The organism is uncultured Fibrella sp. (assembly GCF_964250085.1).
Taxonomy (GTDB): Bacteria; Bacteroidota; Bacteroidia; order Cytophagales; family Spirosomataceae; genus Fibrella.
This window is the reverse complement of the sequence record NZ_CAXUEC010000005.1, coordinates 222,448-241,488: the sequence shown is the minus strand read 5'-3', so window position 1 is coordinate 241,488 and position 19,041 is coordinate 222,448. Positions and strand designations below refer to the sequence as shown.

Sequence of the window (19,041 nt, the reverse complement as noted above, 5' to 3'; positions counted from 1 at the left end):
TAACGGGTTCATTGTTATGCTAGTACCAGGATTAGCTGACAGGGGAGTTGTCGCTCAGCCGCGTCGGGCCTTTAGTCGAAAACCGCTGTTTTTCTGGCTGGTTGCGCTGGCCCTGATCTCGGGCGGGATCGTGCGGTCGAACTGGGCTACGCGACTGGATAGTTATACGTTCGATGAAGCGTACCACATCATGGCGGGGGTTTCGTACGTAAAAACCGGTTCGTTTCGTATTAACCCGGAGCATCCGCCGCTGACCAAACTTTGGGTGGGCGAAGTGGTGTGGCTGAATGGCTATAAGCCGGGTACGTTCCGGCCGTTGCAGGACAAAACGGATGAGCGGAAGTTTGCCGAAGAAGAGGTATACCTGAAAAATAACCCGGATGCGATTCAGCAGCAGGCCCGCGCGGCCATGTTTGCACTGAATGGCCTCTTATTGCTGGCCTTTACGCTGATGGTGCGTCGGGTACTGGGGCCGGTTGTGGCACTGGCAACGCTGGCTTTTCTGATGATCGACCCTACGGTGGCGGCTCATCTGCCGGTGGTCATGACCGATCTGCCCGTGGCGCTCCTGTCAGGTACGTCCATACTGGCGGCGGTGGTGGCTTTCCGGTCGTGGCGGGCCAGTGATCTTGCGCTACTGGCCGTTTGCCTGGGCTTTACGCTGGCGGCCAAACATTCGGCTATTATTACGGTCGTGGCAATCGGCCTGTTTGGCGTCGTTCTGACTTTTGCTGGGCCAGGGTTATCCGTCGCTGTAGCGGCGAATCGGGGAAGGGTTGCGGGTTATCTGCGGCGGCTTGGTCTGGTGGCTCTGGTACTCGGTGGCGCACTGGTGGTTCTCTGGGGTTTCTACGGGTTCCGCTACCGCGATAGCATTGAGGTGGGTGAGTTCTTCAACCGTCCGCTGGCAACAAAGATCGACGACATACGGTCGCCGCTGTACAAAGCACTGCTCCACGGCATGGCCAACTGGCACCTGGCTCCGGCCTCGTATATCTGGGGCCTAGCCGACACGATCAGGGCGGGAGTAGAGGGGCGGGCTGGCTCGGCCTTTGCCTTTGGTAAGCTGACCTTCAACCGGGCACCGTTCTATTATGCACCCGGTATCTGGGGCGCCAAACTGCCTATCGGATTACTTTTGTTGACGCTGGCTGGCCTGGTGCTGTTGTTGCTCAGGCGATTGCCGCGCACCGCGTTACTGCCGTTGGCTGGACTAGCCTTGCTGGCCGGTCTTTTCTGGCTGGCACTGGCGCGCGGGTCTACCTACGGCGGTGTTCGGCACGCCTTGTCGTTGCTGCCGCTGCTGGCAGTGCTGGGTGCGCTGGCCGTGAACTATGCGTTGCAAAACCCGTCCGGGTGGGTTAGGGGCGTTGTGGCTATGGCGATGCTTGCGGCACTGGTATCGGCATTGCCAGTGGTGCGGCCCTGGGAATACTTTAACGAACTGGCGGGTGGGTCGGCCAATAGCCACCGGTACTTCAATGATGAAGGCGTTGACCTGTTTCAGCGGTCGAAGGAATTGACGCAGTATTACAAAAAGCAGGTGCAGCCAACCGGCGAAAAACCATTTATCTGGTATGGTATGTCACGAGCCGAAAAGCAGCGGCATCAGATGCACTGGATTGGCGAAAAGTCGAATCAGGATAGCCTGCTGTTTCAGTTAGATCACATTACCGGCACCATCATAACGTCGACGCATAAGCTGACGCCCAACCTGTATAACGACGATTATTTGGTGTTTCAAAAAGCAACACCCGTAGCCCGAATGGGTAACCTGCTGGTGTTCAGAGGTACATTCCGGTTGCCCGATCTGCGGGCCTCCTGGCTGTCGGGGCAAGGCTTTAAGGCGCTGTATGTGGAAAGCAAACCCGACACGGCCAAAGCCATTCGCTACATAGCGGAGGCGGTGAAGTTAAATCCGAAGGTATTTTTTGTCGATTGGGAATTGGGTAATCTGTACGCCAGTCGGGGGGCGCGTCGGGAAGCAGTGCAGGCGTTCAGACTGGCCCATACATACTGCCCCGATGATGAGTTGAAAACGCTGCTCACGGGGCATCTGAAACGGCTGGCCTCCGATGATCTCCGTCGTGTGCCTGCCCTGAGAAACCCGGGAATGGAATGAAAAATGATCAGCTTATAGCCGGTAGCAGCTTGATTGTGTAGAGAGTGTACTGCCTAAGCTTAACAATCCAGTTACAAATGGGGGCGGTTTCTTGATGTTGAGGTAACATATGAGGCCGACTTTTGTAGTCATATCTACTTCATGATCTGTTCATCTGAATGAAAAATCGCTCCCTTCGTCAATCTGTAGTGGCTGGGCTTGTTGTTAGCCTGGTTGTTGCCTCCTGCATAGACCACCGTTTATCGCCCGAACCGGGTTTTCCGGCTGTTGTTGACGCTATAAACCCGAACACATTTCTGCCCAATGTGCTGGCGACGGTAAATGGTGTGCAGGTATACAATGGTGGGTTTGGCTCGGCCATTGCTGCTGACCCCAACGATCCGGGTGCCTTTTTTATGCTGACCGACCGAGGGCCCAACATCGACGGCACAGTAACGAACTCCAAAGTGTTTGCGGTGCCTGGTTTCGTGCCGCAGATTGGCAAATTCCGGGTTAAGAATGGCCAGATGATTCTGGAAAAGATCATTGAACTGAAAAACAGTGCGGGGGGTAAACTCAACGGACTGCCTAATCCCGTCAATCAGGGCGGGACGGGTGAGACAGCCCTTGACCTGTCGGGCAATAACCTGGGTACCAGTGTCGACGGTATCGATTCGGAAGGGATGGCGGTAGCAGCCGATGGCTCGTTCTGGATCAGTGACGAGTATGGGCCTCACCTGGTTCACTTCGATGCAAATGGCAACACGATCGAGCGCATTAACCCATTTGGCAGCGGTACTGGCGGGCGCAAAATTCCGATGGTGTTCGCCACCCGTCGACCCAACCGGGGTATGGAAGGCCTGACGCTCACCCCCGATGGTAAGACGCTCGTGGGCATTATGCAGTTCCCGCTGTATAACCCCAGTACGGCTGCTGTAGCTGGTTCGCTGGTCACCCGGATTCTTACGTTCGATATTGCCACCGGCGCAACCAAACAGTATGTCTACCTTATCGAACGGGCTAACCTTCAGGCCAATAGCGAGATTACGGCTATTACCAACACCACGTTTCTGGTTCTCGAACGTGATGGTGAATATGGCACAGATGCTACGAAAGGCACCTTGTTCAAGCGAGTGTATAAGATTGACCTGACTGGAGCAACCGACATTTCCGATCCAAACAACGGCGCAAATGGAAAACTGTACGCTGGCAAAACGGTGGAAGAACTGAAAACGGGGGCCGCTTTGCAGGCCAACGGGATTGTGCCGGTAAGCAAGTCGCTGGCCCTCGATCTGGCAACCGAAATTTCGCCGGTTTATCCGCACGACAAAGCGGAGGGAATGGCGTTGATTACGCCAACGCTACTGGCTGTTTCCAACGATGATGATTTTGGCATTGGCGGCGTAGGTACGTATGTGGCAAAAATTTTGCCCGCTACCAACACGATCGATAAAAACCGGGTCTACTTTATCGTACTGAAAGTACCCGTGAAGTAACCATGAATTCATAAAATCGACCGCCTGTCATTACTGGGAGGCGGTCGATTTTAGCGGGTAACGAGGCTGAATCTGAACCTGGTTACCTGATTTTGCGGTTAGTCGGTAGGGTGTTCGTACTTTTGCCGAACGATTCTTACACGACCTATGCAACGCGTTTATTTTGATAATGCCGCCACCACCCGGCTCGATCCTGTTGTGCTGGAGGCCATGCTGCCCCTGATGCAGGACAACTTTGGTAACCCTTCGTCGATTCACGGGCATGGCCGCGTGGTGCGTTCGGCCATTGAAAAAGCGCGCAAAACGGTGGCGTCTTTCCTGAATGCAGCCCCTGCCGAAATCTTCTTTACCTCGGGCGGGACGGAAGCTGATAATACAGCCATCTGCGGCAGCATCGATACGTATGGCATTACCCACGCCATCAGCTCGCCGCTGGAACACCATGCGGTGCTGCACACGCTGGAGTACCTGGCCAAAACGGGCAAAATAAAACTGAGCCTCCTGAACGTCGACGAACACGGCCGCCTGGACTACGACCAACTGGGTACGTTACTGAAAGCAAATCCCAACTCGCTGGTGTCGCTGATGCATGGCAATAACGAGATTGGTAACCTGCTGGATATGAATCTGGTTGGTGACTTGTGTCGGGAATACGGCGCTGTCTGGCATTCGGATACGGTGCAGACGATGGGCCACTATCAACACGATGTGCAGTCGCTAAAAGTCGATTTTCTGGTTGGTGCCGCCCATAAATTTCACGGTCCTAAAGGCGTTGGGTTTCTGTATGCCCGTCCTACCGAGCGGCCGTCTATTCATCCGTTCATTCACGGCGGCTCGCAGGAGCGGAACCGGCGTGGCGGCACCGAGAACGTATACGGCATTGTGGGCCTGGCCAAAGCACTCGAAATTGCCTACGCCGAGATGGACGAGCACCGGCGGCATATCGAAAATCTGAAACAACGCATGATCGACCAGCTTCGGGCCAGTATCGACGGGGTGCGTTTCAACGGTGATTCGGCTGATCTGGACAAGAGCCTGTATACGGTGCTGAGCGTGAGCCTGCCTGCCACCGACATGAGCGATATGCTGCTGTTCAATCTCGACATTGCCGGTATCTCCGTGTCGGGCGGTTCAGCCTGTTCGAGTGGTTCAGATGTGGGGTCGCATGTGCTGGGTGCGTTGCCGGGTCTCGACCCTGACCGGGGAAATATCCGCTTTTCGTTTGGTAAGTACAACACGGCCGACGAGGTGGACTTCGCCGTCTCGAAAGTAGCCGAAATGTACGCTGTGAAGGCGTAAAATAGCTGACTATCAATAGCGTAAAGCTACGCCAGCTACTAAATTAGGTAGCCGACGTAGCTTTTGCTATGTGTTCGTTAAGCGGGTTGCAAATGCCGATGGATCCTGGGAATCCGCCTGCGTAGCGACGACCGGAACGTTACGGGTTCGGCCACAATGCGGGCACCCGTCCAGGTGGCGGCGATAACCATGCCTGCGGCTACCAAAATAATGTCCTTAATGATATACTGAGCGGCCAGGGTTGGCGCATGCATGGGCGTATTGAACAGTTCAGCCGGAAAAAGTATAAGCGGCGACATGGCACCAATCATTTGAGCAGCCATTAGCCAGACCCCAATCCGCAGAAAACGGCCAGTGAGGAAGCTTATGCCGATGATGCACTCTAGGGCAGCCACGAAATTCATGGCAGAATGACCCGATAACAGGCCGAACGTCAGAACGGCCGTAGTACGCGTGGCCAGGTCTTCGATGGGGCTGATTCCGGGAAAAAACTTCAGCATGCCAAAGCCTAGAAACACGATACCCATGCAACTACGTAACAGCGCGATACTGTTGTTGACCAGCCAGCGATTCAGGGCGGTATCAAGCCGATCGAAGCGATCGAAGAGGTTGTTCAGCGTACTCATAGCGTTGATTGATTTGTTCACCTCACCTACGCACAAAGTAGACTAAACGATTTATCGCCCGTTGCCTGCTACGCTTTTAGGCTAGTCCAGGCTTTCTCTGACCCAAACCGGTTTTGTTCCAGTTAACGGCAATGAACAGGCCAGTGGCTACCAGCACTATTTCGGTAAGCATGTACTGGACCACCAACGTGGGCGTATTGAATAGCGAGAGAATCAACTCGTTTGAGAAGAATACAAAAGGGACCAAAGCCCCCAGGAGTTGAATGCCTAATAGCCAGATTACCAGGCGTATAGAACGGCTACTCAAAAAGCATGCGCCCGTGATACATTCCAGAAGAGCGACAAGGTGCGTAGCTGTACCGCCGGTTAACAGACCACCCGTGAGTACGTATGTAGCCAGACCCTCGACGGGACTGCTGCCGTAAAAAAACTTGATCAGGCCGAATTCCAGAAAAACGACGCCCGTGCAGATGCGTAATAGCGTACTACTGTTTTCGACCAGCCACCGATTTACCGTTGTATCGAGCTGGTCAAAGCGATTAAAAAAATTCATTAACACCTTCATGGATTCGAACTGTAGTCTACTATACTTATGAAGTAGACTTAATAAAGGATTTACGCTTTGTTCGGTTCCATTAAATAATGTTTTCTGAAATTTTAATCGCTGGCATGTAATACACTCACATGTGGCCAAATCTTATAAAATGGTAAGTAAGCGGCGCATCACCAGCATCGAGCTTAGGTGCCTATGCGTCTACCGTAACGCCATGCCACCGTTGGGCAACAATCAGCGTGTAGTCGATGAAGGCGCGGGCGGTACGGTCGTATACTTCGTGACCAATGAACAGGCCATCGGCATCCAGGTTTTTATCTGTTTCGTGCGATTCGTAAATCTTCGGCGAAACAACCGAGTAGCTATTGGTAAAACTGATCACTTTGTTCAGCACGGTGGTCATATCCAGCGCGGGTTGCCGGCCACCCCGCCCGTTGGACGTACCCGCCATAGCAAACACTTTGTTCTCAAACAGGTGCTTGAAAGCTGGTCCGCCCAGTGTGTTGAAAGCGTTGATGATCTGTGGCGTAGCTGTCCAGTTGTATTCGGGTGAGGCAAAAAAGACCACATCTGCGTCGCCCCAGGCCGTGACAAGCGTCTGTTGAAAAAGAGTCAGCGTGTCTGGTTTTACCCAGGCTGTACCCACAAATGGCAGGTCGTAGTTAACAAAATCAATGATCGTCACCTCGTGCTGACCACTTTCCTCCAACACATGCTGGATGAATTTGCAGAAACGAAGCGTATTGCTGTTTGCCCGTGGCGAGGTTGAAATAATGGCAATTTTCATAATGGACTGATGTTCGGGAGCGCCGGGAAAAGCCCGGCGTTGTCGTTTGCAGAACCACTGTATCAGCCAGATAGTTTACCTGCCATACGTTAACTAAAAATCAGCATGGCAGCATCACGCATCTGCGTTATTACCGGGGCAAACTCGGGTATTGGTAAAATCACGGCGCAGGAACTGGCCCGAAAAGGCTTCAGCATCGTTATGCTCTGCCGCAATCTTGACAAAGCCCGCCCCGTTCAACAGGAAATTCAGGCGACCAACCCGACAGTCGATATCGACCTGATGCAGTGCAACGTGGCCAGTATTGCTTCGGTGCGGGCCGCCGCCAACCAAATTCAGGACCGCTACGACCACATCGACGTGCTGGTCAATAATGCGGGCCTGTACATCCAGAAAGAACAGTATTCGCCCGACGGCTACGAACTCACGTTTGCTACCAATCACCTTGGTGCATTCCTGCTCACCAACCTGCTGCTCGATTTGCTGCGAAAGGGGCAGGACGCTCGTGTGGTAACGGTTTCGTCGGAAGCACATCGGGTGGCGGGTACGTTCCGCCTCGATGAACTGGCCCGACCAAAATCATATGGCTCCATGAAGGCGTATGGTAAATCGAAGCTCTGTAACATTTTGTTTGCCAGGGAGCTATCCGATCGGCTGCTCGATGATGGCATCACGTCGAACAGTTTACATCCCGGAACGGTCAGTACCAATTTTGCGGCCGAATCCGGGGCTATTTTTGGGGCTGTCCTCAGCTTGGCTCGTCCGTTTCTGAAAACGCCCGAGCAGGGTGCTGCCACCAGCATCTACCTCGCCTCATCGCCTCAGGTACATCACGTAACGGGCCTATATTTTGACGATAGCAAGCCGAAAACGCCAACCAAAGACGCGCAGAACAACTTCTACGCCAAACGCCTCTGGGATATGAGCGCCGAGATGGTTGGTTTGTAACGTGCCCATTTAACAAGTTTTATTTGGCTGAGTAGTGCTGCCATATCCTGGAGATATGGGAGCACTACTCAGCCAAATAAAACCTATTCTAACGTCACACTAACGATGCCTACTCCCTGTTTTTCAGTCAATTGACCGGTTGGAATACCTGGCCCGATAGAGAGTTGCAGGGTTTCGATGTCCGTCAGGTTCAGCGCTTTACCGCTGGTATTTGTGTTGATGAAATAAGGAAGGAACGACGGATAGGGTCGGGGCAAGGTTACGAAGCTGACCGGCTTTAACTGGCTCAGCGGCAAGCTATACGTACCTGATGCTGGTTCAATCAAAACCGTACCGCCGTAGATCGAGCCGTCGCGCGAAATCAGGGCCAGTTGCACCGTGCAGGGCTTGTTGTTGAGGGCCCGGCCGCGAAAAACCAGCTTCTGGAACGTACCCAGGTCGGCGCGGCGACCGGCAATGTGCGGGGTGAAATTGTAGCGCATCGAGTAATCGTAGACCGGCAGCGATTTTTTGTCTTCGGGGTCGGTGGTGGCGAGCTTGTCGACGTTGATTCGCAGTTCATCCTGTCCGGCTTCGGTTGTTGGCATCACGCCGGAGCCCGGAAGGTAGGTCCGGCTCACCTGATCGGCATCGGTGCGGGCGTTGAACAATGTGATGGGCGTCGATTTAGCCACGACACGTACCTGATAAGGCGATTCGCCGTAAAAATCCCAGTCGGTTGGTGCGGTGTTCAGGCCCGCCGGGTACGTGGTGGTTTGGCCTTTTTCGGTCACCGTCAGGTAGTAGCGGATAGCGCCTTCGCGCAGGTACTGGTCGGGAATGGTAGCGGCGTAGGTGTAGCCATCCTGCTTCTCCAGCTTTATTTTCTGGTTCCAGAAGTTAGTGCCCGTTACATACACCCCGACCGCGTCGGGTTCATTGACCGACACAATGCTGGCTTCCAGTTTCAGCGGTTGGCCAGCCGTAGCTTCGGGCACAGGCTGATGGAGCACATATGTCTTTTTCAGGGATGTTGCGGGCGCGGTGAACTCACCAAGCCGGATGTTCTTCCAGCGACTGGCACCGGTTAGTCTGGTGGTTACACCCTGTCGGATGAGCAGGTACGTTCCCGGCGAAACGATGAGGCTGTTGCCCGCCGATTTTCCGCTTCCCGTATTGCCTTCGTTCATTGGCTGAACGCTGAAGTCGGCACCCAGATCGGGCAGGTTGATGGTCATTGGCCAGGCCCGCCAGTTGATAACGGCGTTCTCTTTTTTCGGGCTGTTGCGGCCAAATATATTCTGCACCCAGATGGCATCGGGCATCACTTCAAGCCGCCACACGCCCGGCTCGATCCGGTCGATGAAATACGCGCCTTTTCCGCCGTAGGTAACAACTGATGAGTTGCCGAAGCCAGCAATCTGTTCCAGTTTGTCGGGCGCGGGCAGCGTGGCTTTGGTGGTGTTGGTGTAGATAAACTGCTTATCCGTCACCAGCTCAGCCAGGTCTTTTTGGTAACTGACCCTGAATGCGTCAAAGGCTGTATCGAGTGGAAAAGCGCCGTACTTTTTATACATCGGCACCCGGTGAAACACTGCCGCCGCCAGCATCAGGCTCAGGGCTTTCTGGGGCGCATAGGCCAGGTTCATGAAGTGGGTATTGTACTCGGTATTGGCGGCCGCCATAAACGTAGGGTCGTAGGCAAACTGATGCGCCAACTGCATGCCGGCTTCCCGAAAACTGCGGGCCAGCGCCGGATAGATGTACGAACGCCCCACATCGGCCGCATCGAACTCGTAGACGATCTTGCCCATCTTTCTGAACGCAGGATTGTTGGCGAACGGAATGTCGTACCGGTCTGCGTTGGGCAACAGGTTGCCGCGTAGTTCATGCTGCGCACCCAGCCCCGTTGGATACCACTGGAACGTGCCGCCCTGAATGTTGGCGTTGACATACCCGTCGACGAGGTGAATACTGTGGCTGATATTGTAGAAAATGGGCTTTTTGCAGCCCGTCCGCCGCATAGAGGACACCATCCGGTTGATGAAGGTCGTCACGTCGGCGGCCGTACCACCGTGGTGTGGCTCGTTACTGACCTCAAACAGGATCAGATCGGGTTCATTTTTGTAGGCGACACCCGTATATGGATTGACGTGATTCAGGAACTGGTAGAGGTAATTCTCCTGCGCTTTAATGGCGTCGGGATTGGTCAGGCAGGCTTCTTTGCCATATTTAGTAGAAAAACTCGGTGTTTTGTCGCCTGGTTCGGGGTAGCCGTTGTCCCAGTAAGCAATAGGCGTGATCACGAATTTGATGCCCCGGTCCTTCAACTGCTTCAACAGGTAATCGAACAGTTTCAGGTGCTCATTATCGAGCAGATTGCCCAACGTATCACTGATCTCGGTATCCCAGACGTGAACGCGATACGAATCGAACCCCAGCCGGGCGAAGTGATACACGTCGTTATCGATGGCTTTTTCGAGCGGAATGCCCATTCGTTTGGCGGTGCGGTAGGCGTGGGCAAACGGAGCGGTATAATTGGTGCCAAAGCCCTGCACCTCCGAGCCAGGCGTTTGCCCACCGGCTGTCCCCCAGCGTAATACGCCCGCTTTGTCGACATAGACATCGGCTGATTTCTGCGCAAAAAGGGACGTACCCACTAGTGTGAGCAGGAGCGAGGCGTAAAAGGTAATTCGTACGTGCATGAGTGGATTGATCAGTCGTTGTTGCATGGCTAAAGTCTTGCACGGCACCAGCCGTGTAGTGAGCTGAATTGTTATTTGTACGCCTGTTTCATGTACGCCATGCCCGTCGTTGGTTTGCCGCTGAAGTCGAAGAGCGTAGCGTTTTCCCACGACGAACCGGTTCCGTACAGGTCTTTCATGCTGGATGTAATCCAGGCGGGCTCCCAGTACATGATGCCCGACCCGCCGCCATCTTTCATCTGCTGCGTCAGTAGTTTTAGTAGATCCAACTGGCCCTGTTGCGTAAACGGGTAACCTGCAATGGGTGTTTGCGACCCAAATTGGTTGGCATAGGTGTCGTTGTAGCCGGTGCTCCACGGGTAGGCGGTTTCCAGCATCATCACCTGTTTGCCATACTTGCTTTTAAACTGGGCTACACTTCCCGATAGCCTGTCGACCGGTATGGTGGTGTGCCAGAGTGGATAATAGGAGAAACCGACCACATCGAAATCGGTCACGTTGCCCTGGGTCTTTATGTTGTCGAACCACCACTCCACATTTTTCGGGTCGGCCACATGCAGCAAAACCTTCGGTTTGGTGACTGAACTGGCCGAGGCAGTGCGTACTGCCCGAATGCCGCTATTGATCACCTGGCCCAGTTGACTCCATTGATTTTTACAGGCGTTACAAGCCGGAAAACTGGCGGGTACGTTGCCGTAGAGCATGCCGCAGTTAATCTCGTTACCGATCTGGACCATATCGGGCATCAGTCCCTTGCTGTTCAGCCGCAGCAACGTACCCAGCGTATATTGATACACCGAATCGGCCAGTACGTCGATGGTCTTGATGGCCGTCCAGGAGGTAGGTACGTCCTGCCGGGCCGGGTCGGCCCACACATCTGAATAGTGAATATCGAGGTTGACCAGCAGCCCTTGCTCCCTGGCCAGGCGAATGCTTTTTTCTACGTCAGCAAGGTCATTATAGAGTTGCGTACCGGCCGTGCCGTACACCGTTTTGGTCCAGGTCGGCGTATGCCAGAGCCGAAATCGGGCCACGGTAGCGCCCTGGTCTTTCAGGATGCGGTACGGGCTCCGCACTTCGTTCTGATCCATGTACAGGCCGCCATGATCCAGAATCTGGTTCACATAAGATAGGTCGGCCCCAAACTGAAAGCCAGCCGCCTGCGTGGTCGATACGACCGTGGTTGATGTGGGCCCGCCGGGTGTGGCGGCTACGGTATCCTGTTGCTTACACCGATTGAAGGTAACAAGCGATAAGATCGCCAGAGCGATGCTCAAGCCATTGATTTTCATGTGGTTTTGTTGGATATAGGGTTTTGGTACGAGTGTGGCCGGGCAACCGGTTAATCGGCAAAGGTAAACTGGCTGCGCAATGAATGAAGTTACTCCGGTGCTCCAGCGCAGTGGTAATCTATGAACTTTGCCTTTAGCTAACACCCGCTAAAACTATATGAGCGGCTAGTTACTTTACTGTAAAGTCTGTACTTTGATTTTCGTTTCAACTCATCCGAAAGATGATCTTTTCAATCCACATTAAGACGACGATTATCCTGCTACCGCTGTTGATACTGGTGCAGTTTGTTAGCGCGCAGTCTACAGTCGACAATTCAGACTATTCATCCGTGGAGTACCAGAATCATAACGAGTATTATGAGCGGATAACGTACATCGGAAAACGAAAGGATATATTCATTGTGGATACGTACCTGAAAGATAGTACACTATATCGGGTCGATAACTACAAAATGCTCGACCAGGGGTTACAGTTCGGGATATACGCCGTCAGGCATGGGCCATCCAAGCTGTTTTATGGGGATGGAAAGCTGTATCTATCCTGCGATTATAATATGAATGTCCTCAATGGCCCTTTCATCGTGTACTATAATGACGGGGCTATAAAAAGGAGGGAGCTCTACAAGAACGGTAACCTGAAGAAGAGCCTGTGCTACGACCCCGAGGGACATGAGCAAGCCTGTGAGCCTTTTTACCAGAACGTAAAATTCACGGGTAATCCCAAGGAGTTGAAAACGTACCTGGAGAAAAATTTACAGACTTTATTTGACGGCAACCAATCGATGATCCTTACAATGGGCTTGACTATCAATGAAGTAGGTCAGGTTATTAATGTGAATATGGGCGTTGGGCGTACGAACCCCAGGCTAGTGGCGGCCGTCAGGAGAGTGATTCAGGATATGCCGCGCTGGCACGAAAATGAATCGAACTGGCGGCCAGCCTACATGGATGGTGTTCCCGTTCCTGGCAACTGGGATATTCAGGCTTACCGGGAACGGAGCAACTACTGGCGCATCACGTTTCCCTAAGGTTGGTCGATTAGGGGATTAAGGGATTGGGGCTCTGCTTATAGGTGCCCTGATCCCTTTACTAAAGCCTTTCCAATCACCCCAAACCTTGCTAAACAGCCCATTTTTTAAGAGTTCAGGTGCGTGGCGTTTTATGTTTATCCCGATAAACCGCTACCCCCCCATGAGAATTAGCTCACTACTCATCATATTGCTGGTCACCAATTGGGTATACGTTCATCCGGCCAGTGCCCAGGATTTCAGAACGTACCTGAGCAAAAATGCCATCTCATACCAGCCAGGACAACATACCAGTTATAGTTTGTTCGACTCGGCATTCTATCAGAACGACGTCTTCCTGCTGGGTGAAGTGCATGGCTACGCGGCTCCACAAACGATTGACCTCGACCTGCTCAAACACCTGAATCAGCGCGTTGGGCTTCGGTATTACCTGGCCGAAATGGACTTCGGCCAGGCAACGCTGGTCAATCAGTACCTGGAAGTTGGCGACACCATACTGCTCGATTCGCTGTTTCAGGGTTTCCTTCGTCAAACAAACGCAGGTACGTCGCAGTGGGGGAACCAGGAGTTTTATAACAAGCTGGTTGCGATCAGGGCCTACAACAAAACCCGCCCGGATAGCCTCCAGATTCGGTTTCTCGGCGTGGATTGGTTTCAGGATCGTGGTGCGTTTGCCTGCTCACTCTTGAAAAACAGTATGCAGGCTATAAACCAGCCTGTTTCAGGACGGCCTCTCGTCGACAGCCTGCGTTTGGTGGTGCTGAGTGACAGCTTTAATCTGCTTAAAGCGCAGCCGTTTACCAAACGTATCCGGGCCGACATTGCCGCCAACGAAACTGTATATCAGCAACTGTTGGGAGATAAATTGTTATCGGTTCGATTGTTTTTTGAGCTATTAGTATGCGCCGATGATAAGTTGACCCGCGACGAAGTAGCCCTTCGCATGACGCAGTTTATGACGAAAACGATGGGTCTGGCGCGCGAAAAACTGTATGGTCTGTGGGGCTACGCGCACATTTTACAAGCCGGCACCGGAAAATCAGCCACGTTCTCGGGGCTGTTGGCTAAATCAGGGCGTCGGGTTGTTACGGTAGCTACACTTTTCAAAGACAGTAAAATGCTGATTCACCGGAAACACCTGCCGTTTTTTTTGCGTAAAGGCAGTAAAACCTTTTGCTACACCGAAGCCCTGAATGCCGACAGTAACGTATTCAAAGTGGATAACTTTAGCGATGTCGATGACCTTAGTCCTGCTAATCAGCTAACGCTGTTTAAGCTCGATGCGCCCGATTCTCCCTACCGTCAAACGCTTCGGTTGGTGAAAACCGGCGGTATAACCGGCACCAAAGTGAGTCCATACACATTGGCACCAACTGTAACCACCGATTATTTTCAGTACGTTTTTGTTGTGAAAAACTCGCCTGGCCTTACGATATGGTCAAAATAGACCGTATTTGAGTCTGGCTTTCAGCCACCTTTTTCTGAAAAGCGTATCTACAATTCCAGCTCGAACATGGCTTCGATTTCCACCGAAATGTTGGTTGGCAGTGAGCCCATACCAACGGCGCTCCGCACACCGATACCATTCTCGTCGCCCCAGATTTTGGCAAATAACTCGCTACAGCCGTTAATGACTTTGGGATGCTCCTGAAAGCTATCGACGGCGTTGACCATGCCCAGCACTTTCACCACCCGTTTTACCCGGTTCAGGCTACCCAATGCGGCTTTCAGCGTTGCTAAAATGGCGAGGCCAGTTTGCTGGGCGGCGGCAATGCCAAACTCAATATCCACCTCCAACCCAATTCGACCCGTCATCAGGCTGTTGTCGGGGAGGTAAGGGCCGTGGCCCGATACATAGATAAAGTTGCCAACGATGAGCGCGGGCTTATACACACCTTTAGGCGTTGGGGCGGGGGGTAATTCAAGGTTAAGGGCGTCGAAATTCTGATCAGCGGTTGACATGTTATAGGAGTAATTTGTCGGTTTTACGGCTACTTTGCCAATTCATGAGCAATCAGCAAGTTGCCTGTCTTCTCTTTAAATGTCATCTATGTCTGTTCTTACTCAACTTGATCCTGCACCAATTACCCGCCAGTTGCGGGCCATGTTTGGGTCGCGCCTGTTACTCGCGGCTGTTCATCACCTGTCTGTATTTGACGTGCTCAGCACCGGGCCGCTTTCGTTGGCTGAACTAAGCAGTCGGTTAGGGTTGGCCGAACGCCCGGCAATGGTGGTCTTTCCGGCCCTCTGCGCGATGGAACTGCTTCAGTATGACGAACAGGGCAGGTTGACCGTCACGGCTTTAGGGAGGTATTTGACCCAGCAACAAACGCCTAACCTGACGGGGTACACGGGTTTGGAAAAAGACGATCCGGGGGTGATCGAAATGGCACAGCTACTCCGAAACGATGGCCCGCTGGAATCACCGCAGGGAATCTCATTCGTGAAAGAGGGTGAAGGGCCATCACCCATGGACGACCCTGACCTGGCCCGCAAATTTACGCTGGGTCTGGCCGGACGAGCCCGTCATCTGTCGCCTATCGTGGCGCACTATCTTCCCAAACGGACAGGCCACCTACTCGATGTGGCGGGCGGTACGGGGTTCTACACCTACGAATGGCTGCTCAACAACCCCGAATCGACTGCTACACTGTTCGATCGCCCGGCCGTGCTGGCCGTTGCTGCTGACCTGCTCGACGAGTTTAGCCGGAGTGGCCGACCAGAAGCCGATACGGTAAAAAACCGGGTTATTTTCCAGCCGGGCGATATGCTCACCGATGAGTTGCCGCAAACCGACCTGCTACTGGCCGCCAGCCTGTTCCACGACTGGCCCACACCGACCTGCCAGCAACTGGCTCATCGATTTGCCGCAGCGTTGCGTGCTGGTGGCGAACTATGGGTTCACGATAGCTTTCTGAACGATACGCTGGATGGACCACTGGCTGCCACTGATTATTCAGCCCAGCTTTTTTGGGGTACCAAAGGCCGCTGCTACAGCCGGGCCGAATACCAGAGCTGGTTCGCCGCCGCCGGGTTGACCCCGATGCCCGACAGCCTGCCCACCCAACTGGATTACGGCCTGATCTGGGCGCGAAAGGTGTAGTTTGTCCCTTAGGCTCTGGTCTTGCCGGTTGTAATAAACCGCCGACCGGCCAACGGAGTTACAACGGTATGAAAAACCGATCTGATTCTCAGCTTTACTCACTCTCCGGCAGCGCAGTCCGCAGGTGTCACCACCATGCACTGTCATTGGCGATGGCCTGTGTGCTGGCGCTGCTGGCAGCCTGTTCAGCCAATCGAACTGGCGCGGCAAAAGGGCCGCCGCTCCGGCTGAATGTTGGCGAGATCAGGGAAATCAAGCTGGCTACCCGTTCTGATACAACCTGGCAACTCACGGCTACGTCCGACAATCAGGAAGTGGTCGACGTATCGCGCAAGCCGTCGGTGATCATCAGTGAAAATGAAACGCCTGTTACGGCGAAGGGACAGGCTGTTTTTCTCATCAAAGGCGTCACGATCGGTACGGCGAAGGTGGTCTTTTCCGAGAAGCAAATCGGTACAGATGGCGACGGACAGGCAAAAAAGACGTACCAGGTAACCGTAGTCAGTAAGTAAGGTGAAGTCGTACACGGCACCAGCCGTATACGACTAGGTATTACTCCAGCGCCCGTTTTAAATCGAAAATAAGGTCGTCGGCATGCTCCAGACCGATCGACATTCGGAGCAGGTTGGGCGGCGTCTGGCTGGTTGGCCCTTCTACGCTGGCGCGGTGCTCTATCAGGCTCTCGACGCCGCCGAGGCTGGTGGCACGGGTGAAAATCTGCACTTTCGCCGCCGCCCGAATGGCTTCGTCGGCCCCACCACGTACCTGAACAGAAAGCATAGCCCCAAAGCCGGTCATTTGTCTGCTGGCCAGTTCGTGACCGGGATCGGTGGGCAAGCCAGGATAATGAACAGCTTCCACGTTGGGGTGGGTCGACAGAAACGCGGCTACCTTTCCGGCTGTTTCTGTTTGCAGCCGAATCCGGGCGGCCAGCGTTTTAATGCCGCGCAGCACCAGCCAGCATTCAAACGGCGAAGGCACTGCACCGCCTACCGACTGAAGCCGCCTGATGCGCTGATACAAGGTGCCGTCTTCCTTGAACACCAGCGCACCGCCGAGTACATCGGAGTGGCCACCAAAATACTTGGTGGTGGCGTGCATGACCACATCGCAACCCATATCGAGGGGGCGTTGCAGGATTGGAGTGGCCCAGGTATTGTCACAAACGCAGATAGCGCCCCCCGCGTGGGCAATGTCGGCCAGGGCGCGAATGTCGACGATTTTCAGCAGCGGATTCGAGGGTGTTTCCACCCAGATAACCCGCGTGTTCTCGTGCATGGCGGCACGTACCTGAGCCAGGTCGGTCATGTCAACGCGGGTGTAGGTCAGGCCCCAGGGGTGCATCAGTTCTTCGAGCAGCGCGGGTGTGCCATAATACGCGTCGGTTGGAACGAGCACGTGATCGCCCGGAGCCAGCGCCAGAAACAGGTTCATAGTAGCGGCCTGCCCCGAGGCGTAGGTGGTGGTAGCAAACCCACCTTCCAAAGCCGTTATGCTGCGTTCGAGCGCATCGCGGTTGGGATTGGCATTTCGGGCATAGAGGTAGCCATGCTTAAATGTTCCGTCGGCATCACGTTCGTAGGTTGTCGACAGGTAGATAGGTGGTGCCAGGGCGCCGGCATTTCGGTCGTAATAATGCGTTGAGAGCAGCGCAATTGTTTCGGGCTTCATGGCTGCAAACTACTAGAAAAACGCGATTCGAACGGGTACTATCTGCGATAGCATCTGTGATAATTGGCTACCGGCCTATGCTTGCCCGTTTTTCAGGTACGTTGCCAGTCAACAAAAAAGCCCCGGTGTTGGCCGGGGCTTCACTAAACCTATAAGGTTTTTTGAAACCTTATAGGTTTGAGAGGTCAATTACTTGTTGGCAGCCAGTTTCATGTCAACGGTGAAGTCGTCATAGATGGCTTTGTCGCCGATGTTCTCGAAGAACGATTTAGACCCGTAACGGATGTCGTATTTGGTGCGGTCGAGGGTGGCTTTGCCGGTGGCGGTGATCTGATTACCAGCCATTTTCACGGTGGCGGGGAAGCTTACGGCGTTGGTAATGCCTTTGATGGTCATGTTACCGGTAATGTCGTACTGGTCACCACCTTTAGGCGTCACTTTCGTGATTTTAAACGTAGAGGTTGGGTATTTCGCCGTGTTAAAGAAATCTTCTGACTTCATGTGGCCAATGAACTTACCGTTGTACTCTTTGTCGGTCAGGTCGGTGCAGGTAATGCTGTTCATATCGAAGGTGAACTCACCACCCGTTACTTTGCTGCCGTCAACGACAAAAGCGCCGTCTTTTACATTGATGTTACCCGTGTGTTCGCCGGTTACTTTCTTGCCATTCCAGGTCAGTGTGCTTTTGGCGGCATCAATTTTATAGGTAGCTGCTTTGGCAGCAACGGTTTTGGCGGCTGGTTTGCCAGGGCCGGTGAAAGCAGTAGTTGCCGTGAGAGCGAGGGCGGCAAAGCCAGCCAGAATCAGGTTGTTTTTCATTTTGAACTGTTTATTATATAGTGAATTAACTTGGTAATCAATCGTCGGTGGCCACGTTGCGAAATTCATTCAGCAGGTCATTCAGCTCGTCGGCTTTCTGGCCTTCATATGCCTTGAACTGTACTTCCCAGTGGTCTTGCGCCTCATCAATTTTCTTAAGCAGCGCCAGCCCTTTTTCGTCGATCAGTACATCAACGGCGCGGCGGTCGCTGGGGCACTCGGTACGGAGAACAAGCTTTTTACTGACCAGCTTATCGACCAGCCGGGAGGCATTGGACATCTTGTCCATCATGCGTTCGGTAATGTCGTTGATCTTCACCGGCTGTGGGTGCTGACCCCGTAGAATCCGCAACACGTTGTATTGGGGAACCGTGAGACCAAACGGTTTCAATAACCGCATCTGGCTGTCGCACAGCCAGTTGTTTGTATACATCAGGTTCACAATCAACCGGTGGAGGGGCGATTTGAACTGAGCCTGTTTAATTTCTTCTTCAATATTCATGTGTAGGTATCGCTTGGGCAGGTGTCGGGAGAGGCACGGCAAACGTCGTTGCCAGTCCCGCTGTAGACGTCATGGTAAACTTTACTGTAAATATAATGTCGCTACATTAATTACAAGCGTAGTTGAGATTAT

17 protein-coding genes are annotated in these 19,041 nt (G+C 53.4%); 8 read left to right on the top strand and 9 right to left on the bottom strand.

The window, feature by feature from the left end; all coding sequences use genetic code 11:
* Positions 1 to 16: 16 nt before the first annotated feature.
* The 3 genes from ACFE8Q_RS17895 to ACFE8Q_RS17885 all read left to right on the top strand — a co-directional run bounded on the left by ACFE8Q_RS17895 (position 17) and on the right by ACFE8Q_RS17885 (position 4,896).
* Positions 17 to 2,122: a hypothetical protein gene (locus ACFE8Q_RS17895; protein ID WP_375446793.1), complete on the top strand. Its 2,106-nt coding sequence runs from the start codon at positions 17 to 19 to the stop codon at positions 2,120 to 2,122.
* A gap of 158 nt (positions 2,123 to 2,280) precedes the next feature.
* Positions 2,281 to 3,597 carry an esterase-like activity of phytase family protein gene (locus ACFE8Q_RS17890; protein ID WP_375446792.1) on the top strand — a complete coding sequence of 439 codons (1,317 nt, stop codon included), beginning with the start codon at positions 2,281 to 2,283 and terminating at the stop codon, positions 3,595 to 3,597.
* Positions 3,598 to 3,744: 147 nt separating this feature from the next.
* On the top strand, positions 3,745 to 4,896 hold the full coding sequence (locus tag ACFE8Q_RS17885; protein WP_375446791.1) for a cysteine desulfurase family protein: 1,152 nt from the start codon (positions 3,745 to 3,747) through the stop codon (positions 4,894 to 4,896).
* 77 nt (positions 4,897 to 4,973) lie between these two features.
* Here the strand turns inward: ACFE8Q_RS17885 and ACFE8Q_RS17880 are convergent, their stop codons facing one another.
* The 3 genes from ACFE8Q_RS17880 to ACFE8Q_RS17870 all read right to left on the bottom strand — a co-directional run bounded on the left by ACFE8Q_RS17880 (position 4,974) and on the right by ACFE8Q_RS17870 (position 6,862).
* Complete coding sequence (locus ACFE8Q_RS17880; protein ID WP_375446790.1) at positions 4,974 to 5,522, bottom strand: DoxX family membrane protein; 549 nt, start codon at positions 5,520 to 5,522, stop codon at positions 4,974 to 4,976.
* A 76-nt stretch (positions 5,523 to 5,598) separates the two neighbouring features.
* Complete coding sequence (locus ACFE8Q_RS17875; RefSeq protein ID WP_375446789.1) at positions 5,599 to 6,075, bottom strand: DoxX family membrane protein; 477 nt, start codon at positions 6,073 to 6,075, stop codon at positions 5,599 to 5,601.
* A gap of 193 nt (positions 6,076 to 6,268) precedes the next feature.
* Positions 6,269 to 6,862, bottom strand: a complete 594-nt coding sequence (locus ACFE8Q_RS17870) for an NAD(P)H-dependent oxidoreductase (protein ID WP_375446788.1) — start codon at positions 6,860 to 6,862, stop codon at positions 6,269 to 6,271.
* Between the two features lie 105 nt (positions 6,863 to 6,967).
* Between ACFE8Q_RS17870 and ACFE8Q_RS17865 the strand changes: the two genes are divergently transcribed.
* Positions 6,968 to 7,810: an SDR family oxidoreductase gene (locus tag ACFE8Q_RS17865; protein WP_375446787.1), complete on the top strand. Its 843-nt coding sequence runs from the start codon at positions 6,968 to 6,970 to the stop codon at positions 7,808 to 7,810.
* An 83-nt stretch (positions 7,811 to 7,893) separates the two neighbouring features.
* On the opposite strand, the gene ACFE8Q_RS17860 is transcribed toward ACFE8Q_RS17865, so the two are convergent.
* Both ACFE8Q_RS17860 and ACFE8Q_RS17855 read right to left on the bottom strand, forming a co-directional pair.
* Complete coding sequence (locus ACFE8Q_RS17860) at positions 7,894 to 10,521, bottom strand: membrane or secreted protein (protein ID WP_375446786.1); 2,628 nt, start codon at positions 10,519 to 10,521, stop codon at positions 7,894 to 7,896.
* A 44-nt stretch (positions 10,522 to 10,565) separates the two neighbouring features.
* Positions 10,566 to 11,786 (bottom strand): arabinogalactan endo-beta-1,4-galactanase, encoded by a 1,221-nt coding sequence (locus ACFE8Q_RS17855; protein WP_375446785.1) that lies wholly within the window; start codon positions 11,784 to 11,786, stop codon positions 10,566 to 10,568.
* A 221-nt stretch (positions 11,787 to 12,007) separates the two neighbouring features.
* Here ACFE8Q_RS17855 and ACFE8Q_RS17850 point away from each other — a divergent pair, with 221 nt between their 5' ends.
* Together ACFE8Q_RS17850 and ACFE8Q_RS17845 are read left to right on the top strand one after the other, a co-directional pair.
* A complete protein-coding gene (locus tag ACFE8Q_RS17850) occupies positions 12,008 to 12,814 on the top strand; it encodes a hypothetical protein (RefSeq protein WP_375446784.1) in 807 nt (268 codons plus the stop codon).
* Between the two features lie 163 nt (positions 12,815 to 12,977).
* Positions 12,978 to 14,261: a hypothetical protein gene (locus ACFE8Q_RS17845; RefSeq protein WP_375446783.1), complete on the top strand. Its 1,284-nt coding sequence runs from the start codon at positions 12,978 to 12,980 to the stop codon at positions 14,259 to 14,261.
* 47 nt (positions 14,262 to 14,308) lie between these two features.
* Here the strand turns inward: ACFE8Q_RS17845 and ACFE8Q_RS17840 are convergent, their stop codons facing one another.
* The gene (locus ACFE8Q_RS17840; RefSeq protein WP_375446782.1) at positions 14,309 to 14,776 is read right to left on the bottom strand and encodes a RidA family protein; all 468 of its coding nucleotides are present in this window, start codon (positions 14,774 to 14,776) and stop codon (positions 14,309 to 14,311) included.
* A gap of 88 nt (positions 14,777 to 14,864) precedes the next feature.
* Here ACFE8Q_RS17840 and ACFE8Q_RS17835 point away from each other — a divergent pair, with 88 nt between their 5' ends.
* Together ACFE8Q_RS17835 and ACFE8Q_RS17830 are read left to right on the top strand one after the other, a co-directional pair.
* Positions 14,865 to 15,917 carry a methyltransferase gene (locus ACFE8Q_RS17835; RefSeq protein ID WP_375446781.1) on the top strand — a complete coding sequence of 351 codons (1,053 nt, stop codon included), beginning with the start codon at positions 14,865 to 14,867 and terminating at the stop codon, positions 15,915 to 15,917.
* Positions 15,918 to 15,985: 68 nt separating this feature from the next.
* Entirely contained in the window at positions 15,986 to 16,429 is a 444-nt protein-coding gene (locus ACFE8Q_RS17830; RefSeq protein WP_375446780.1) for a protease inhibitor I42 family protein, read from the top strand.
* A gap of 40 nt (positions 16,430 to 16,469) precedes the next feature.
* Here the strand turns inward: ACFE8Q_RS17830 and ACFE8Q_RS17825 are convergent, their stop codons facing one another.
* From ACFE8Q_RS17825 to ACFE8Q_RS17815, 3 genes are all read right to left on the bottom strand, one after another.
* On the bottom strand, positions 16,470 to 17,588 hold the full coding sequence (locus ACFE8Q_RS17825; protein WP_375446779.1) for a trans-sulfuration enzyme family protein: 1,119 nt from the start codon (positions 17,586 to 17,588) through the stop codon (positions 16,470 to 16,472).
* Positions 17,589 to 17,777: 189 nt separating this feature from the next.
* The gene (locus tag ACFE8Q_RS17820; protein ID WP_375446778.1) at positions 17,778 to 18,407 is read right to left on the bottom strand and encodes a YceI family protein; all 630 of its coding nucleotides are present in this window, start codon (positions 18,405 to 18,407) and stop codon (positions 17,778 to 17,780) included.
* 37 nt (positions 18,408 to 18,444) lie between these two features.
* Entirely contained in the window at positions 18,445 to 18,909 is a 465-nt protein-coding gene (locus ACFE8Q_RS17815; protein ID WP_375446777.1) for a MarR family winged helix-turn-helix transcriptional regulator, read from the bottom strand.
* Positions 18,910 to 19,041 lie beyond the last annotated feature (132 nt).

Coding starts and splice junctions, on each gene's coding strand:
- ACFE8Q_RS17825 (WP_375446779.1), bottom strand. CDS start 17,588: ATGAAGCCCGAAACAATTGCGCTGCTCTCAACGCATTATTACGACCGA.
- ACFE8Q_RS17815 (WP_375446777.1), bottom strand. CDS start 18,909: ATGAATATTGAAGAAGAAATTAAACAGGCTCAGTTCAAATCGCCCCTC.
- ACFE8Q_RS17845 (WP_375446783.1), top strand. CDS start 12,978: ATGAGAATTAGCTCACTACTCATCATATTGCTGGTCACCAATTGGGTA.
- ACFE8Q_RS17880 (WP_375446790.1), bottom strand. CDS start 5,522: ATGAGTACGCTGAACAACCTCTTCGATCGCTTCGATCGGCTTGATACC.
- ACFE8Q_RS17865 (WP_375446787.1), top strand. CDS start 6,968: ATGGCAGCATCACGCATCTGCGTTATTACCGGGGCAAACTCGGGTATT.
- ACFE8Q_RS17860 (WP_375446786.1), bottom strand. CDS start 10,521: ATGCAACAACGACTGATCAATCCACTCATGCACGTACGAATTACCTTT.
- ACFE8Q_RS17850 (WP_375446784.1), top strand. CDS start 12,008: ATGATCTTTTCAATCCACATTAAGACGACGATTATCCTGCTACCGCTG.
- ACFE8Q_RS17835 (WP_375446781.1), top strand. CDS start 14,865: ATGTCTGTTCTTACTCAACTTGATCCTGCACCAATTACCCGCCAGTTG.
- ACFE8Q_RS17840 (WP_375446782.1), bottom strand. CDS start 14,776: ATGTCAACCGCTGATCAGAATTTCGACGCCCTTAACCTTGAATTACCC.
- ACFE8Q_RS17820 (WP_375446778.1), bottom strand. CDS start 18,407: ATGAAAAACAACCTGATTCTGGCTGGCTTTGCCGCCCTCGCTCTCACG.
- ACFE8Q_RS17830 (WP_375446780.1), top strand. CDS start 15,986: ATGAAAAACCGATCTGATTCTCAGCTTTACTCACTCTCCGGCAGCGCA.
- ACFE8Q_RS17890 (WP_375446792.1), top strand. CDS start 2,281: ATGAAAAATCGCTCCCTTCGTCAATCTGTAGTGGCTGGGCTTGTTGTT.
- ACFE8Q_RS17895 (WP_375446793.1), top strand. CDS start 17: ATGCTAGTACCAGGATTAGCTGACAGGGGAGTTGTCGCTCAGCCGCGT.
- ACFE8Q_RS17875 (WP_375446789.1), bottom strand. CDS start 6,075: ATGAATTTTTTTAATCGCTTTGACCAGCTCGATACAACGGTAAATCGG.
- ACFE8Q_RS17855 (WP_375446785.1), bottom strand. CDS start 11,786: ATGAAAATCAATGGCTTGAGCATCGCTCTGGCGATCTTATCGCTTGTT.
- ACFE8Q_RS17870 (WP_375446788.1), bottom strand. CDS start 6,862: ATGAAAATTGCCATTATTTCAACCTCGCCACGGGCAAACAGCAATACG.
- ACFE8Q_RS17885 (WP_375446791.1), top strand. CDS start 3,745: ATGCAACGCGTTTATTTTGATAATGCCGCCACCACCCGGCTCGATCCT.